The 16,586-nt window shown below is 50.6% G+C and carries 17 protein-coding genes; 1 reads left to right on the forward strand and 16 read right to left on the reverse strand.

Translation table 11 applies throughout. The features are described 5' to 3' along the window. Positions 1–5 precede the first annotated feature (5 nt). A complete protein-coding gene (gene tpx / locus KJY73_RS01535) occupies positions 6–503 on the forward strand; it encodes a thiol peroxidase (RefSeq protein WP_206592207.1) in 498 nt (165 codons plus the stop codon). 65 nt (positions 504–568) lie between these two features. On the opposite strand, the gene rpoS is transcribed toward tpx, so the two are convergent. The 16 genes from rpoS to KJY73_RS01615 all read right to left on the reverse strand — a co-directional run bounded on the left by rpoS (position 569) and on the right by KJY73_RS01615 (position 16,438). Next, entirely contained in the window at positions 569–1,549 is a 981-nt protein-coding gene (gene rpoS / locus KJY73_RS01540; protein ID WP_214339605.1) for an RNA polymerase sigma factor RpoS, read from the reverse strand. 77 nt (positions 1,550–1,626) lie between these two features. After that, positions 1,627–2,427 (reverse strand): peptidoglycan DD-metalloendopeptidase family protein, encoded by an 801-nt coding sequence (locus KJY73_RS01545; protein ID WP_214343173.1) that lies wholly within the window; start codon positions 2,425–2,427, stop codon positions 1,627–1,629. A gap of 49 nt (positions 2,428–2,476) precedes the next feature. Continuing rightward, complete coding sequence (locus KJY73_RS01550) at positions 2,477–3,055, reverse strand: YqaA family protein (protein WP_206592208.1); 579 nt, start codon at positions 3,053–3,055, stop codon at positions 2,477–2,479. Further along, the gene (locus tag KJY73_RS01555) at positions 3,052–3,702 is read right to left on the reverse strand and encodes a protein-L-isoaspartate(D-aspartate) O-methyltransferase (RefSeq protein WP_214339607.1); all 651 of its coding nucleotides are present in this window, start codon (positions 3,700–3,702) and stop codon (positions 3,052–3,054) included. The genes KJY73_RS01550 and KJY73_RS01555 overlap by 4 nt, the downstream gene beginning before the upstream one ends. A 9-nt stretch (positions 3,703–3,711) precedes the next feature. Then, positions 3,712–4,458, reverse strand: a complete 747-nt coding sequence (surE, locus tag KJY73_RS01560) for a 5'/3'-nucleotidase SurE (RefSeq protein WP_214339608.1) — start codon at positions 4,456–4,458, stop codon at positions 3,712–3,714. 9 nt (positions 4,459–4,467) lie between these two features. Next, positions 4,468–5,496, reverse strand: a complete 1,029-nt coding sequence (truD, locus tag KJY73_RS01565; RefSeq protein ID WP_214339610.1) for a tRNA pseudouridine(13) synthase TruD — start codon at positions 5,494–5,496, stop codon at positions 4,468–4,470. 3 nt (positions 5,497–5,499) lie between these two features. Next, the gene (ispF, locus tag KJY73_RS01570) at positions 5,500–5,973 is read right to left on the reverse strand and encodes a 2-C-methyl-D-erythritol 2,4-cyclodiphosphate synthase (RefSeq protein WP_214343175.1); all 474 of its coding nucleotides are present in this window, start codon (positions 5,971–5,973) and stop codon (positions 5,500–5,502) included. 2 nt (positions 5,974–5,975) lie between these two features. Further along, on the reverse strand, positions 5,976–6,686 hold the full coding sequence (gene ispD, locus KJY73_RS01575) for a 2-C-methyl-D-erythritol 4-phosphate cytidylyltransferase (protein ID WP_214339612.1): 711 nt from the start codon (positions 6,684–6,686) through the stop codon (positions 5,976–5,978). Further along, positions 6,683–6,961, reverse strand: a complete 279-nt coding sequence (ftsB, locus tag KJY73_RS01580) for a cell division protein FtsB (RefSeq protein WP_214339614.1) — start codon at positions 6,959–6,961, stop codon at positions 6,683–6,685. The genes ispD and ftsB overlap by 4 nt, the downstream gene beginning before the upstream one ends. A gap of 64 nt (positions 6,962–7,025) precedes the next feature. Beyond that, positions 7,026–8,477, reverse strand: coding sequence for a TrkH family potassium uptake protein (locus KJY73_RS01585; RefSeq protein WP_332874149.1), 1,452 nt, complete (start codon positions 8,475–8,477; stop codon positions 7,026–7,028). A gap of 247 nt (positions 8,478–8,724) precedes the next feature. Then, positions 8,725–9,678: a magnesium/cobalt transporter CorA gene (gene corA / locus KJY73_RS01590; protein ID WP_214339616.1), complete on the reverse strand. Its 954-nt coding sequence runs from the start codon at positions 9,676–9,678 to the stop codon at positions 8,725–8,727. 10 nt (positions 9,679–9,688) lie between these two features. Beyond that, positions 9,689–10,660 (reverse strand): calcium/sodium antiporter, encoded by a 972-nt coding sequence (locus KJY73_RS01595; protein WP_214339618.1) that lies wholly within the window; start codon positions 10,658–10,660, stop codon positions 9,689–9,691. 149 nt (positions 10,661–10,809) lie between these two features. Continuing rightward, positions 10,810–11,472: a LysE family translocator gene (locus tag KJY73_RS01600; protein WP_214339620.1), complete on the reverse strand. Its 663-nt coding sequence runs from the start codon at positions 11,470–11,472 to the stop codon at positions 10,810–10,812. 4 nt (positions 11,473–11,476) lie between these two features. After that, positions 11,477–12,256, reverse strand: a complete 780-nt coding sequence (locus KJY73_RS01605; RefSeq protein ID WP_206592233.1) for a class II glutamine amidotransferase — start codon at positions 12,254–12,256, stop codon at positions 11,477–11,479. 113 nt (positions 12,257–12,369) lie between these two features. Then, positions 12,370–15,534 carry a bifunctional proline dehydrogenase/L-glutamate gamma-semialdehyde dehydrogenase PutA gene (gene putA, locus KJY73_RS01610; RefSeq protein WP_214339622.1) on the reverse strand — a complete coding sequence of 1,055 codons (3,165 nt, stop codon included), beginning with the start codon at positions 15,532–15,534 and terminating at the stop codon, positions 12,370–12,372. Between the two features lie 343 nt (positions 15,535–15,877). Continuing rightward, positions 15,878–16,438 carry a TIGR04211 family SH3 domain-containing protein gene (locus tag KJY73_RS01615; protein ID WP_206592235.1) on the reverse strand — a complete coding sequence of 187 codons (561 nt, stop codon included), beginning with the start codon at positions 16,436–16,438 and terminating at the stop codon, positions 15,878–15,880. Positions 16,439–16,586 lie beyond the last annotated feature (148 nt).

Raw genomic sequence — 16,586 nt, forward strand, 5'->3', positions numbered from 1 at the left:
AACGAATGGCTACAATTACACTCAAAGGAAACCCGATTGAAACTGTTGGTGAGCTGCCTGAGGTTGGCTGCCAGGCACCAACTTTTACCTTGGTCAGTACGGATTTATCAGAAACTGAACTAGCTGATTATGTTGGTAGTCGTTTAATACTCAACATATTCCCTTCGGTGGACACCCCAACCTGTGCCATGTCGGTAAGACAGTTCAACCAGCAGGCGGCAGCACTTAACAATACCAGGGTGCTATGTGTGTCCGCTGATTTGCCCTTCGCTTTGGCCCGTTTTTGCGGTGCAGAAGGTATAGATAAGGTGGGCAGTGCCTCCTGTTTCAGAAGTACTTTTGGTCATGACTATGGCGTGACGGTAAAGACTGGCCCTCTGGCGGGGTTGTTGTCTCGTGCCGTGGTGGTGATTGATGAAAATGGCAGGGTGATCCATACCCAGCAGGTTTCTGAAATTGCCGACGAACCTGACTACCAGCAAGCGCTAGCCGTTCTATCCTGAACTGGTGGTGAGATAATATAAAAAAAAGGGCAGCCAATTGGCTGCCCTTTGCTTTTTTCAGTTCATCAAGCTTCTCGGCTGAACAGCGATTCCAGATTCAGTCCTTGATGGCCCAGCATATCGCGCAGGCGTCTTAAGGCTTCAACTTGGATTTGTCTGACACGTTCACGAGTCAGGCCGATTTCAGCGCCTACGTCTTCCAATGTGGAAGGCTCATAGCCCATCAGGCCAAAGCGTCTGGCTAGCACTTCACGCTGTTTAGCGTTTAGTTCATTGAGCCAATGCACAATGCTGCTGCGCATATCTTTGTCTTGAAGTTCATCTTCTGGCCCATGACCTTTTTCGTCAGCAATAATGTCAAGTAATGCCTTGTCATTATCACTGCCGATAGGGGTATCAACCGAACTGATACGTTCATTTAAACGTAGCATCTTGGTCACGTCTTCTACCGGCTTATCTAATGCCTTGGCAATCTCTTCGGCAGTGGGCTCATGATCCAGCTTCTGTGCAAGCTCTCGGGCTGCACGTAAATACACATTCAGCTCTTTAACCACATGAATTGGCAAACGAATGGTACGAGTTTGGTTCATGATGGCCCGCTCAATAGTTTGACGGATCCACCAAGTGGCATAGGTTGAAAAACGGAACCCACGTTCGGGATCAAATTTCTCCACAGCCCGAATCAATCCCAGATTACCTTCTTCAATAAGGTCCAGTAGAGCTAAGCCACGATTGTTGTAGCGTCGGGCAATTTTTACGACTAATCGTAAATTACTGACAATCATGCGTTTGCGCGAAGCTTCACAGCCCTTAAGGGCTAAGCGGGCAAAGTAGACTTCTTCTTCGGCAGATAGAAGTGGAGAAAAACCTATTTCTCCCAGATAAAGTTGAGTGGCATCCAGATTTCGATGCATATCTTCCTGATTAGCAAGAATTTCCTCCATGGGGTCGACTTCGTCATCTACATCTTCAAGCTCTGATTCGACAACGTCATCAAATTCATCATTCAGCTCAGCATCGGTGATGGCAGTTTTCTTTTGACCCATAACAGCATCTCCAGCAAGGTTGTAAGGTTTAGATCATTTCCCTCTTTTGTCCTCTCTAGTGTTGTAATTATTTATTGTTATGGTTGGTTGGGTAAAAAACGTAACGGATCCACAGATTTGCCTTTATAACGAATCTCAAAGTGCAACATAGTCTGCGAAGTTCCACTACTGCCCATTTCGGCAATTTGTTGTCCCGGCCGCACCCAGTCTTGTTCTTTGACCAGTATTTTGCGGTTGTGAGCATAAGCAGTGAGGTAGGCATCAGTATGCTTGATGATTATCAGGTTACCGAATCCTCTCAGTGCGTTGCCCGTGTAGACAACTTTGCCAACTGCCGACGCCAAAATCGGCGTACCAGGCGAGTTAGCAATATCAATCCCTTTATTTCCCTGTTCCGAAAGTGAAAACTGCCCAATTACCTTACCTTTTGCAGGCCATATCCACTCTGTGACCTGGGGGGGGAAGTCCGAACCTGATGACACCGGCTTTGGACTTTTTTGGGTGTCAGTGGTGGACTTTTGAACAGTCTTGGATTCACCATACGCCTGCTTTTTAGGACGGTCAACTGGCTGATTTGCTTTTATTTTAGAGGTCTTACCAGTTGGTTTTGTAACATTTTTTCTGACGCTTTTGTTACTTTCTTTAAGCTTCAAAACCTGTCCAGGGTAGATGGCATAAGGCGCGGACAGCTTGTTAATTCTGGCTAGATCTTTGTAATCATTGCCTGAATACCAGGCAATGGAAAACAGCGTATCGCCTTTTTCCACCTGATATTCGGCGGCATTACCCAGTTCTTTGAATTGTTTGAAAGATTTGGCTTCACTGAGGGTCACGACCGGCGCAGGCGCATTACGGGAACTGCAGGCACTCAGCAACATAGCTGATAATAAAAGTGTTCCCCAGCGTCCTCGCCAGTCTGTCACAGCGCTACCTTAGCAGCAGATAAGCAATCACGGCTAACACCACAGTGGCCCAGCCAAGCGTCTCAACGTAGTCACGCAATTTATCTTCCATCTTTTTGCCTCCCCAACGCATCAATCCGGCCACCAGATAAAAGCGCATGGCCCGACCTACGGTCGATGCCAGTACAAAGGGTAAGAAGGCCATTTGCAGGAAGCCCGCGCTGACAGTAAAGACTTTGTAAGGTATAGGAGAGAAACCGGCAATAAATACCACCCATACCCCATATTGTTCAAACCAGGATACGGCTTTGTCCATTTTATCCTGATAACCCATTTCCACTATCAGTGGATGCAAGAAAGATTCAAAGGCCAGCATACCCAGGAAGTAGCCAGCAATTCCCCCCAATACGGATGCAACGGAGGTAAGCAAAGCATAGCGCCAAGCCTTGTCTGGATTGGCCAATGACATGGGCGCTAACATCACATCCGGTGGTACGGGGAAAAATATCGATTCGGCGAAGGTCATGCCGCCCAGATAGGCTGGGGCATGCTTATGTCTCGACCACAACATGGCCTTATCGTACAGGTAGCTAAAAATCTTCACATTATGGCTCCTGGCACCAAAGGCACAAACCGCACGGCTTCCACTGTCTTTTGTTCAAATTCATTTCCTTTTCGAGTTACGGCATACAACTGTTGGCTGGCGTTGCCAACCGGGATGATCAAGCGGCCGCCATCATTTAACTGCTCCAGCAGCATTTGTGGCATATGGCTGGCCGCTGCGGTGACAATGATGGCATCAAATGGGCCTTTGCTGGCCCACCCTTGCCATCCGTCACCATGTTTCATGGCAATGTTATGCAAATCCAGAGACTGCATACGGCGCTTCGCCTGATATTGCAGTGCCTTGATTCGCTCAACGCTAAACACTTTGTCAAACAACTGTGCCAGTATGGCTGTTTGGTAGCCGGAGCCTGTGCCTACTTCCAGCACTGTCTGGGCGCGATTAGGCGCATCCAATAGCAACTCTGTCATACGCGCGACTATATAAGGCTGGGAAATCGTTTGCCCTTGGCCAATGGGTAATGCGGTATTCAGGTAAGCCTGGTGCTTTAAAGCGTCGGGCAAAAAAAACTCGCGCGGCGTTGCGGCGATAGCATGCAAAACCTGCGGGTTATTGATGCCTTCCCTGTTAAGCAACTGGGCCAGGGTATCGCCCTTACGTGTTGTGGCTCTAGGTGTTTGACTCATGGAGTTTCTTTATAGTTTTTCAATCCAACTCTGCATCTCATGCATGCTTTGATATGCCGTCATATCGACACTCAGTGGCGTGACCGAGCAGTATCCATTGGCGATAGCATGAAAATCGGTACCGGGACCGGCATCTTGCTCCTGGCCTACTTTACCATACCAGTATATTTCTCGTCCCCAAGGGTCCTGGCTTTTCAGCATGGACTCCGCCCGATGACGTCGCCCCTGCCGGGTGACCTGAATGCCGTTGAGCAGTTCGTAAGGCACATCGGGTACATTAATATTCAGTATTTGGTCGGCAGCAAGTGGGTGCTGACCAAGATGACGAATAATATCGCAGGCCACGCGCGCTGCGGTTGCAAAGTGGCCATTTTGCTTTTGGCAAAGGGATACGGCAATGGCCGGAAGTCCCATATAGCGACCTTCGGTTGCCGCGGCCACCGTGCCGGAATAAATCACATCGTCACCCAGATTTGCACCATGATTGATGCCTGAAACCACTAACTGTGGATCGTCCTGCATAAAGCTGTTGATGCCGAGATGCACGCAGTCAGAGGGCGTGCCGTTTACCGCATAAAAGCCGGTATTCATTTGCTGAATTCTGAGTGGTTGTTGTAGTGATAAGGCATTACTGACGCCGCTGCAGTTTCGATCAGGTGCAATGACGGTTACATCATGCTCTTTGGCCAGCTCTTTATACAAACTAGCCAGCCCTTCGGCATGAACACCATCATCATTACTAAGCAAAATTCGCATATTGTTCCCTTAGTCCTGGTGGGGCGTTGGGTTAAATAGCTCCCGGGTTACTGCGGTAGCAAAACCACCGGCTTGTAACCGGAAACTTAGCTGCAACTGCTGACCTTCTATCTGCCACTGAAGCTGCTCGGGATACTGCATTAATGCACGGCGCTCCTGGCTTAACCCCAAGGCCGCCAAACCTTCACATAAAGCCTGATGATGACTTGCTACGGTTGATTCAAACAAGAGCGCCTGAGCACGGCTAGCTAATTCGCCCTGGCCCCACATGGGCGCGCTAAAATGAATGTCACCTTCCTGCAAACGTTGCTGCAGTTCATCGCTCCACTGTTCGGCACAAAAGAAACTGTTGCTACCTTGCAGCAACATCACATCGCCGTCCAGTGCTTGTTTGCTGCCGCTTTCTGCCAACCGGCAACTGACAAACTCATTAAATAGCCAAGAGCGCAGGGCGGAAATCGCCATGCTGCGTTTTTGTCTGTCGCGAATGGTTTCACCATCAAGCAGGCGGGCACCTAGAAACAGGTTGCCGTTGCGATTACCAAAACGCTGCTCGCCGAAGTAATTTGGCACACCGGCAGTTAATGCATTAAGCCGGTCGGTAACCTCATCAGGCTGGCTGAGTTCACGGATGGTTAAAATAAAATCGTTGAACTTATGGGTGCCGGTACGCAATTTACGATTGTGGCGAATGGCCTTGAGAATCTCCACACCGGGCATCGCAAAGCTCTGCCAGTCCGGGTCTTGTTTGCCTGGCAAATGCACGCCAATCCATTGTTCGGTCACGGCATGCTTATCTTTACGCCCCGAAAAACTCACGTTGCGTGGATGCACACCGGCAAAACGCGCTAGCTGTTCGGCCACATTCGCCGTGTTCAAGCCGGTTTTACGCACCCAGAGGTAAATGTGCTCACCTTCACCGCAAGGGCTATAGCCCAGTTGTTCGCGTACAATAAAATCTTCGGGGTGCTGTTTTAGCAGCCCTGTACCTAATGGTTTACCGTAGCAGTAATGCCAGTGTGATGTGTCGAAATTCAAGTTTTATACCTTTTCCAGCAGCACTACTGCATGACAGCCAATGCCTTCTTTGCGCCCGGTAAAACCGAGTTTTTCGGTGGTGGTGGCTTTCACATTAATCTGATCTTGCTGGGCATCCAGATCCTCAGCGATATTTTTGCACATGGCATCTACATGGGGGGCCATTTTCGGTGACTCAGCCACCACGGTGACATCAAGGTTACCCAATTTGTAACCCTTATCTCTCACCAGTGAAAACACATGGCGGAGTAATTCTCGGCTGTCAGCACCCGCATACTGTGCATCTGTGTCGGGAAAATGCCGGCCGATATCGCCCATGCCCAGTGCCCCCAGCAGCGCATCGCAGATGGCATGCAGGGCTACGTCTCCGTCTGAATGGGCTAGCAAACCTTGCACATAGTCTATTTCAACGCCGCCAATGACAATCGGACCGACGCCGCCAAATTTATGTACGTCAAAACCATGCCCTATCCGCATCTTCATAGGTTGCTCCTGCCATTATTCAGTAGTTTGCTTAGATAAAATTCTGCCAGCATAAGATCCACGGGCTGTGTGACCTTGATATTACAAGGGTTAGCTTCCACCAGTTTTACCGGTTGACCTGCCCATTCCATGGCTGAAGCCTCATCGGTGATCACGGCTTGTGCGTTAAGCGCTTTGGTCAAGGCATCGCGAAGCACTGCAAGAGGGAAAAACTGTGGTGTTAGTGCATGCCACATAGTGCTGCGGTCAAGGGTAGCTGCTACGCAGCCGGCTTCATCTGCTTGTTTCATGGTATCCCGTACCGCATAAGCCAGGATGCCGCCTTGCTCTCCATCGGCCAGTGCGAGTAAAGCATCCAGATCCTGATGAGGAAGACAGGGCCTGGCGGCATCGTGTACCAGCACCCATTCATCATCAAGGACGTTTAAGCCGGCCAACACCGAATCGGCGCGCTCTGTGCCGCCATCCACCCGCGTTAGCCAAGGGGCATTGGCGATAGGCAAATCGGCAAAGTAGGGGTCGCGTGGATGCAGCGCAACCACAATATGTTTAATTCGCGGATGGGCAATCAGGTTGTCCAGGCATTGTTCCAACAGGGTTTTGCCTAATATTGGCAGATATTGTTTGGGAACATCGGTCTGCATGCGCTTACCGACACCGGCGGCGGGTACAACCACAGTAAATTGTTGCTTCGATGGTGGCGTCATTGTTCGGGAGGTAAAATTCGGTAAAAGGTTTCGCCTTCCTTGATCAGGCCCAATTCATTACGGGCTCTTTCTTCAATGGCTTCAAGGCCAAGTTTCAGGTCTTGAATATCGGCTTTGAGCAGATTGTTGCGTTGTTCCAGATTGGCATTTTGGGTGGCCATCTGCTGCGCTTCTTCTTCCATCTGCCAATAGTCTGGAATGCTGTGTTTGCCAAACCAAAGGCGATATTGCAGCATGCCAAGCAAGGCAAGTAGTACCAAGCTTATCCATTTCATGCAGCGCCACCTCCAGTTAAACAATGCAGGTATTATGCAGGCACAATAAAACCAAGTCTAACCCTTATCGGCGCCAGAATACCGGGATAAACAAGGCCAAAACCGTAAAGTACTCCAGACGGCCCAGAATCATCGCGCCGGATAACAGCCAGATACCGGCATCGCTGACCGGGATGAAATTACTTCCCACTTCACCAAAACCCGGACCTAGCACATTGATACAAGCCACAACGGCGGTGAACGAAGACCAGAAGTCTAGGCCGGTCAGCATCAATAGCAAGGTGAGCACCAGGGATGAACCCGCCGCAAACGTCATAAACCCCATAACGGCATTGCGCACATCATTGGCCACTTCATCCCCTTGATAACGCAATGGCAATATGGCCCGTGGATGGATAAGTTGCTGCATTTCACGCCGGATCACTTTAAAGGTAATAATGTCGCGAATAATTTTATTGCCCCCAGCGGTAGAGCCGGCACAGCCGCCAAGATAGGCACATATCACCAGAAACATGGCACTGGCTGGCGGCCAACTGGCAAGGTCGGCTGCACCAAAGCCAGTACTGGTAATAAATGACACTACATGAAAGGCGGCAAAGCTAAGTGACTCTAATGTGGCATAACGGTTTTCGCTGAAGAGATAGAAAGCCAGCAGTAGCGACAAGGCGAGGACAATAAGCAGAAATATTCGGGTTTCTTCATCCCGCCAATACATCTTGAGACTGCGGCCATGTAGCACCCTAAAATGCAATGCAAAGCTGATGGCGCCCAGCAGCATAAACAGGTTGGAGATAGCCAGCAGGGTATGGCTTTGAAAATACCACATGCTGGCATCATGGGTGGAAAAACCACCTGTAGAAACTGTGCTCAGGCTATGTGCTATGGCGTCGAAGGCATTCATCCCACCTGCGTAATACGCCAGTGCACATAGTGCGGTAATCAGCAGATATATAAACCACAGGTAGTGGGCGGTATTGGCAATACGTGGCGATAACTTGTCGTCTTTGACTGGTCCGGGGGTCTCGGCTTTCAGTAAACGCATGCCACCAACATTTAGCATGGGAAGTACCGCCACCACAAATATCACCACCCCCAGGCCCCCCATCCATTGCAGAAACTGGCGGTACATCAGGAAGGATTTTGGCATAGCGTCCAGGCCGGTAAGGATAGTGGCGCCTGTGGTAGTTAGGGCACTGACAGACTCAAAGACCGCATCGGTAAAACTAACGCCGGTAACCAGCATTACCGGGAATGCGCCCAATACACCGGTTAAGGCCCAGGTCAGCGTGGCAAACAGCAAAGCATCACGAAAGCCGATACGGCTTAAGTCGCTGTGTTGTAAAAAGAAATTAATGACGAGTGCACCCACTAGCATAAAGCAGGCAGGCTCGAAGAATTTTGCCGCCATTTTGTCGCGAAACAGCACTAAGGACAGCAGAGAAAATACCAACTGCACTATACCCATCCATAACATGGGCATGGCCAGCAGTTTGAAAACCCGATCCAGTTGTACCACGTTGCTAATCCTTTAGCTGACTTGGCTGGGTAATTAGCCTGAGCACAGAGGATGGTTGGGAATGTAAAACCCGCAAAACGTCAGGGACTCAAATTATTGTTGTATAAACTTAATTTACAACATTCAGGCAAAGTACGGCGTAAAAATTGCGTAAAAATATGCGGAGGGAGTATCAGTGTTTAGCCAGATAGCAGCTGGTCTGGGCGGTGCTAAAACAACAACGCCGGGTTACCCGGCGTTTTACGCTTTACAACCAACCTTTGTATTTGAAGAACAGGTAAGGGGTAATACCGGACAATACCATCAAGCCCAGCGCCCAGGGATAGCCCAGCATCCACTGCAGCTCAGGCATATGCTCAAAGTTCATACCGTAAATACTGGCGACTAGTGTTGGTGGTAGAAACACCACCGCCGCGATAGAGAATATTTTAATGATCTGATTTTGTTCGATATTGATAAAGCCCTGGGTGGAGTCCATCAGGAAGTTAATTTTGTCGAACAAAAAAGTAGTGTGAGCCATCAAAGTGTCGATGTCGCGCATGATTTCGCGGCATGACTCATGCAGCTCAGGGGCATCCCGCAAATGGCGTAACAAGAAAGAAATAGCCCGCTGAGTATCCATCAGGCATAAACGAATTTTACCGTTACTGTCTTCTGACTTAGCCAGCTGTGCGATGGCTTCTTCCAGATCAGAACCTTCTTCCTCCAGCACCAGATAACTGGTTTTTTCCAGGTTGCGGTGGATGTCTTCGAGATTATCTGCCAGGTTCTCGACCTTTTGCTCCAGTAAGGTGATCAGCAGTTCAGCAGGGGAGTGGCTTTCAACTTGTCCACGTCTGGCTCGCATACGTAGTAAACGAAAATCAGCCAGTTCCGTATCGCGTATGGTGATGAGCCGGTTAGGCTGCAGAATACAAGCCACCGAGGAGGTGACATGACGGCCTTCGCTTTGGGTCAGGAACAAAGAGTGTACGTGAATGCCAGCCTGATCAACGAAGTAACGAGCGGAGGCTTCAATTTCCTCCATTTCCTCAAGTTCAGGCAGATCCAGCCGCATCATCTGTTGCAGCGCGTCACGCTCATCATCTTCCGGCTCCTGGGCGTCCAGCCAATGGGCCTGGGGCAGGGTTTGGTCCAGCGGCGTATCGTCACTGGCCAGCTCTCGGATCAGGCCCCGCTCGATTCTGAATAGTTTCAGCATGGCCTACCTCCTAGTGAGAAATGATGCCGTAGCCCAGGTAGCCAGTGTAACTGAAATAGATCCCCAGTAGTACCGCGCCCTCCAAGCGCGTAATGCGACCGGGGCCCTTGATACCTATTGCCATCACCAGCAGCCCGACGGTGAGCGCCAGCATCAGCGCCCAGTCACGGGTCAACACTTCGGATTCTACCGCCAGCGGATGAATGCCTGCTGCAATACCTACGACCGCCAGGGTATTAAACAGGTTGGAGCCGATAACGTTGCCAATCGCCAGGTCATGTTCACCTTTCTTGGCGGCCATAATGGAGGAGGCAAGTTCAGGCAATGAGGTGCCGATGGCCACTATGGTCAGGCCGATGATCAGATCGCTAACCCCTAAGGATTGAGCCACAGTGACTGCACCCCATACCAGCATGCGGGAGCTCAACACTAAGAACAGCAGGCCGATGATTAACCAGATGACCGCCAGTTTCAGTGACATGGGATGGCTGTCCAGCTCATCGTCGACCTCACTGGCCAGGATGTCTTGTCGCTGACTCAGGCCTTCTTTGATAGACCACCCCATAAGGCCAAGCAGAACCACGAGTAAGATTGCCGCATCTACTCCGCCTAAATGCCCATCATAAATCAGCCAGCCTGCCAGCAAGGTGACGGCCAGGAGAATAGGTAACTCTTTACGAATAATCTGGGATTGCACGGCAATGGGAGCAATTAAAGCGGTAACACCCAGGATCAGAGCAATGTTGGTGATATTCGAGCCGTAGGCATTGCCAAGGGCCAGGCCAGGGTTCCCGTCGGATGCGGCCAGTGCCGATACCACCATCTCAGGTGCGGATGTACCGAAACCGATAATGACAATACCAATCAGCAACGAAGGCATGCCCATATGCTTAGCCGTGGCCGCTGCCCCTTCGACGAATTTGTCTGCGCTCCATACCAGTAGAACCAGTCCTATCAAAATTGCCAAAGTTGCCATGGTCATTCTCTTCTCCTCCAGATTTGCGCGCCTTTGTACCTTAAGGCGCGTGTCAGGTAAACGGCTTTCAGGAAAAATAACGCGGATAGACAAAGACTATCCTTAGCGTTTGTATGTTACCTGACGGGTCATTCAATTTTCAGTATGTTCAGAGGCTACCCCACTGACTTGTGAATATTGTTTTCTCCCAGTAATTCTTCGTAGCCAATCAGCGCCCCAAGACCCAGCAAAATGCCGCCGGATATTCTGTCCTGCCATAACGGAAACTGTGCATGTTGCGACAGCCAGTTACCCAATTTGTGTGATAACAACGCCACCAGTAAATCGCAGCATAATGCGATAAGCATATACACCATGCCGAGTACCAGCAGTTGGCTGCTGATGGAGCCTGCTTCTGGCCTGACAAATTGCGGTAAAAAGGCTAGGAAGAACAATGCGGTTTTGGGGTTGGTTAGTTCAACCACGACGCTTTGGCGGAAAATGCGAGCCTTGCTCCAGGGTTTTAACCTGGTTTGCTGTGGCTGCCCGTCGGGTTTAGCCATTAAATAACTTATGCCCAGATAAATCAGGTAAGCGGCGCCAGCGAGCTTAAGTAGGGTATAAGCCAGCGGAGAGTATTTGAATATGGCCGCCAGTCCTAATGCCGTGGCGATAACATAGATAAATGAACCTATTGCCAGTCCGCCTGCTGCGGCAACGCCCGCCTGATGTCCCTGCGACAGGCTACGCGCCATAATGTACAGATTCGATGGGCCGGGTGATAGGCTGAGTAACAGCGCAGCCAATGAAAAGGTCAGTAGGATATCCAAAGAGGGCATAGTGTTACTCCTGTTTGTGGCCTATGGCCTCGCCCCGATGAAACAGTTGCCACTGCCCCGGTTGCATCTTATGCCATTGCTCGTTGCAGGTAAGGGGTTCGGTCGCGATAACGGTGACCACATCGTTAGGGGTGGTTTCACGGGTGAAATCGATGTCCACATCAATATCTGACAATCTGGCAATGCCAAAAGGCGCACGCCGGGTGATCCAGTGTAGCTTGGTGGTGCAATAAGCTAAAAGGTATTCCCCGTCGGACAACAACATATTAAACACCCCCATTTCCCGCAGGATGTCGGCTTTTTTGCGGACAAAGTTAAACGCCTGACGGCGGCTCTTTGGTTTGTTCGGATAGTGCTTATCCAGTTCACTGAGCAAAAAGCAGAAGGCGCGTTCACTGTCGGTGGTACCCACGGGGGTAAAACGGGCAGTTGGCAGACTTTGGTGATCTTTTAGCTGGCCATTGTGGGCATAGGTCCAGTAGCGTCCCCACAATTCGCGGGTGAAGGGGTGGGTATTCTCCAGCCCTACGCGGCCACGATTGGCCTGACGGATATGAGCGACCACAGCGGTGCTTTTGATCGGATAGTCCGAAACCAGTCTGGCCACTTCGGATTCATGGCTGGGCATAGGATCTTTAAAGGTGCAAACCCCTTTGTTCTGGTAAAAGGCCACGCCCCAACCATCGCGGTGCGGTCCGGTGCGCCCTCCGCGCTCGCGCAATCCTTTAAAGCTAAAGCAGATATCAGTCGGTACATTGGCCGACATGCCCAGTAATTCGCACATAAAACAGCAAGATAAAGGTGACTTGCGGCTTAGTGTACCATTTCTGCCAATGGACAGCGTAACGGGTTATGGATGTGATGTTGGGCCAGGCTAGTGCCTGGCCCATGGCATCATTAGTCGCCGAGGCTCAACAGCGTGGTATTGCCACCGATAGCGGTAATATTGTTGGTGCGGGTTTTCTCAGTAACAAAGCGGGTCAGGTAGTGTGGGCCACCGGCTTTAGGGCCGGTACCGGACAGTCCCTGGCCGCCAAATGGCTGTACGCCAACCACGGCACCAATCTGGTTACGGTTAATGTACACATTACCTACATTTACGCGATCAGCGATATAGGCTGCTTTTGATTCGTTCCGGGTGTGGATGCCCAGTGTCAGGCCAAAGCCTGTGGCGTTAATGTCGTTGATAACCTGATCCAGCTTTTCTGCCTGATAGCGCACTACATGCAGGATAGGGCCGAAGTGCTCTTTATGCAGTTCACTGATGCTGCCAATTTCCACCGCGGTTGGGCACACGAAGCTACCTTCCGCTGTGTCTTCTGGCATGGTCGCGGTTGCCAGCAACTTACCGGTTTTGCTGATGGTGGCAATATGCTCGTTGAGGCTACTTTGGGCGCGGGTGTCGATGACAGGGCCAACATCAGTTTTATAATTGATGGGGTTACCCACGCTTAGCTCAGCCATAGCACCTTTGAGCAGATCCAAAACCCGCTCGGCAACGTCATCCTGAACATACATCACACGCAGCGCAGAACAGCGCTGTCCAGCACTCATAAAGGCCGATTGAACCGCATCTTTCACGACCTGCTCAGGCAGGGCGGTGCTGTCTACGATCATGGCATTCTGGCCACCCGTTTCGGCGATCAGCGTGGCAATGGCGCCATCCCGTGAAGCCAGCGCGCGGTTGATGGCTTTGGCAGTATCTGTACTGCCGGTGAAGCACACGCCTGTTACCCGCTCATCGCTTGACAGTTTGCCGCCGACTTCACTGCCACGGCCTGGCAACAATTGAATTGCACCGGCTGGGATACCAGCCTCCAGCATTAACTGTACAGCACGATAGGCCACCAGACTGGTTTGCTCAGCGGGTTTGGCGATAACGGTATTGCCGGTAACCAACGCTGCCACGATTTGGCCGGTAAAGATGGCCAGCGGGAAGTTCCAGGGGCTGATACAGGCAAATACGCCTCGCCCTTGTACAAATAGCTCGTTCAACTCACCTGTCGGGCCTGCCAATGGGCCATGGTAGGCATAAAGTTTGCGTGCTTCGATGGCGTAGTAACGGCAGAAGTCCACGGCTTCGCGTACTTCATCAATACCGTCTTGCAGTAATTTACCGGCTTCCAGGGTGCACAGCGCGATCAGCTCGTGCTTGTGCTGTTCCATCAAGTCAGCAAATTTTTCCAAGGCTTCTGCCCGGTTTTCTACCGGCGTGCGATTCCACTCAGGGAAAGCTTGATAGGCCGCGACAATAGCCTGCTCGGCAATGCTTGCATCAGCAAAGTGGATAGTACCAATTTGCTGCGCGCGGTTCTGCGGCGAGCACACTTGTACTAATTCCCCCTGGTTCAGGGTTTTACCGTTGATAATTGGGCCACCTTGCCATTGTTTACCAACAAAGCCGGTAACAGCGCTCATAAAGGGTTGAAACATGGACTCAATATGCAAGTTGGTACCTTCGGAATTCTGACGGTTAGTAAAAATCTGAGTGGGCAATGGAATCTTGTCATTGGCCAAACTCGGCAGATGCTGCAGGCTCTCCAGCGGGTGATTGACCAGCGAAGAAACCGGCGTGTTAGGGTCAACCAGCTTATGTACAAAGGAGCTGTTGGCGCCATTTTCCAGCAGACGGCGGACCAGATAGGGCAACAGATCTTTATGCGCCCCGACTGGCGCGTAAATGCGCACATTAGTGCGGCCAGACTGGCCCAGTACACAGTCGTATAGTTCATCACCCATACCGTGCAGGCGCTGGAATTCAAATTCCCGCTCACCGGCCATGCGGCGAATAGCAACAACAGTATGAGCATTGTGCGTGGCGAACATAGGATAAATAGCGCCTTGCGTATGCTCACTCAACAGAAAACGAGCGCAGGCCAGGTAGCTGGCGTCAGTGCTGGCTTTACGGGTGTAGACAGGATAGCTGTCCAGGCCCATTTGCTGGCACAACTTGATTTCGGTATCCCAGTAGGCACCTTTGACCAAACGAACCGGGATTACATCGCCCTGTTCCTTAGCCAGTTGGGCAATCCACATCAATACCGGCAAGGCACGTTTGGAATAAGCCTGTACTACAATACCCAGCTGTCCCCAGCCTTGGATTTCCTGACTTCTGTAAATCTTCTCGATAAGTTTCAGAGACAGTTCCAGACGGTCGGCTTCTTCAGCGTCAATATTCACCCCGACATTGTGGCTGCGGGCCAGGGCGATGAGTTTGATTACCGACTCAGCCATTTCTCCCAAAACGCGGTCTTCGCAGGCCACTTCATAGCGCGGATGCAAGGCTGATAGCTTGATCGATATGGTTGGCGGCGCTGGGTATTCGTCACGGATGTTCTCTTTACCTATGGCTTTGATGGCATCGGCGTACGCTGTCCAGTATTTGTCGGCATCTTCCTGGGTCAGGGCTGCTTCACCCAGCATGTCGTAGGAATGGGTGTAGCCTACCTTGCGCTGCTTGCGGCTGGCTTTCAGGGCTTCTTCAATAGTGCGGCCCAATACAAACTGCTTACCCATGATTTTCATCGCGGCGTACATGGCGTTGCGTACCACCGGCTCGCCCAAGCGTGAGACCATGCGATCGAATACTGACTCGCTGATACTCCCGGAAGATTTATCCAAATGGAAAAGTTTGCCGGTCAGCATCAGGCCCCAGGTGGAAGCGTTTACCAATAAGGAATCACTCTGGCTTAGGTGTGCACGCCAGTTGGCGCCTGAAAGCTTGTCTTTAATTAGCGCATCAGCCGTTCCAGCATCTGGAATACGCAGTAATGCTTCAGCCAGACACATGAGGATGACACCTTCCTGAGTATCCAGGCTATATTGCTGCAAGAAGGCTGAAATGCCGTCGCCGCCTTTGGCCTCTTTACGCACTTGCTCTACCAATGCGGTAGCGTCAACACGTATGGCATCCAAACTTTGTTGTTCGGAAGGGATCAGGCTTAGCAGTTCCTGCAGATAATCGTTTTCGTCAACAATATAGTTGTCGCTGATAATGGCCGGCAACGCGGCAAGCGGAGGCAGCTGATAGCTGTCATTGAAGAGTTCGCTGGCTTTAAACATAAAAACCCACTCCAGTAACACTGGGCTTAGGCCCGACCAAAACCGGGTGTAAGAATTATGTAACCAGACACCCACCTAATTTTCGCGGAGTATATAGGCCAGATTGCTTATTGTATACAAAATGCAATGTACTTTTTGGGCTGTCGTTTTCCAACCGCTAACAGTGAATCAACTCTGTGGCTAAATGGTATCTAAAAGCCTTTAAAATCAAGCGTTCTGGCTATATTTTGCCTAAGCATGGGCAAATAAATAAGCCCGGTAAAGACCGGGCTTAGTGACTAAAATTGACTCAGTGTTAAGTCAACTTTACAAAATGATTGGATGATCTAGAAAGGAGATGTGTCTACATCCAGCCATCATTACGACGACGTTTTCTGGGGATCAGCATAACGATTACGCCCAGCACTATGCCAACCAGGCCAATAATGCCACCGCGGGTCAGCCACTCAAGCTGCACCTTGTTGTCTTTGTTCGATAGCTCACGCTCAATCCTGTCGTGACGGGTCTGGAGTTCATCCAGTTTGGACTGCATTTGCTTATTACGAGAATTGAGATCGAGAATCTGCTGGTTTAGCAGATCGTTTTTCTGTTGAGCGTCTTGCAGCGCAACTTGTGTATCTGACAAATTTTGCTGTAGCTGCGGCATGGCCTCGCGAACTGAGGGGTTTTCATTGATGAAGCGGGAATCTACCCAACCAGTGCGTTGCTTATCATCGATGATTTCAACAAAACCTTCAGTGTTGTCCCTCTGTAACAAGGTGACCTTAGTGCCCGCTGTCACTGAACCCAAAATGCGATAGTTGCGTCCAGGGCCTGCATGCATAAAGGTATAAAGATCATCCGCGATATACACGGTTTCACCATCGGCGTCGTTGGGTTCCTGAGCCAGGACAGGGGATTGCATAAACAGGCCTGTCAGGCAGATGATTAAAGAAAATGAACGAATTTTTGACATGGGAGAAATAAGTCAGCCGGGTTGTAAATTTTTTAGATGGTATGGCCTGCACTTCGCAAAGGCAAGTGATTGGTGTGATTGGTCAATTGCCAAGTTG

The sequence above is a fragment of the Bowmanella yangjiangensis genome, from assembly GCF_018531185.1.
GTDB classification, from domain to species: domain Bacteria; phylum Pseudomonadota; class Gammaproteobacteria; order Enterobacterales; family Alteromonadaceae; genus Bowmanella; species Bowmanella yangjiangensis.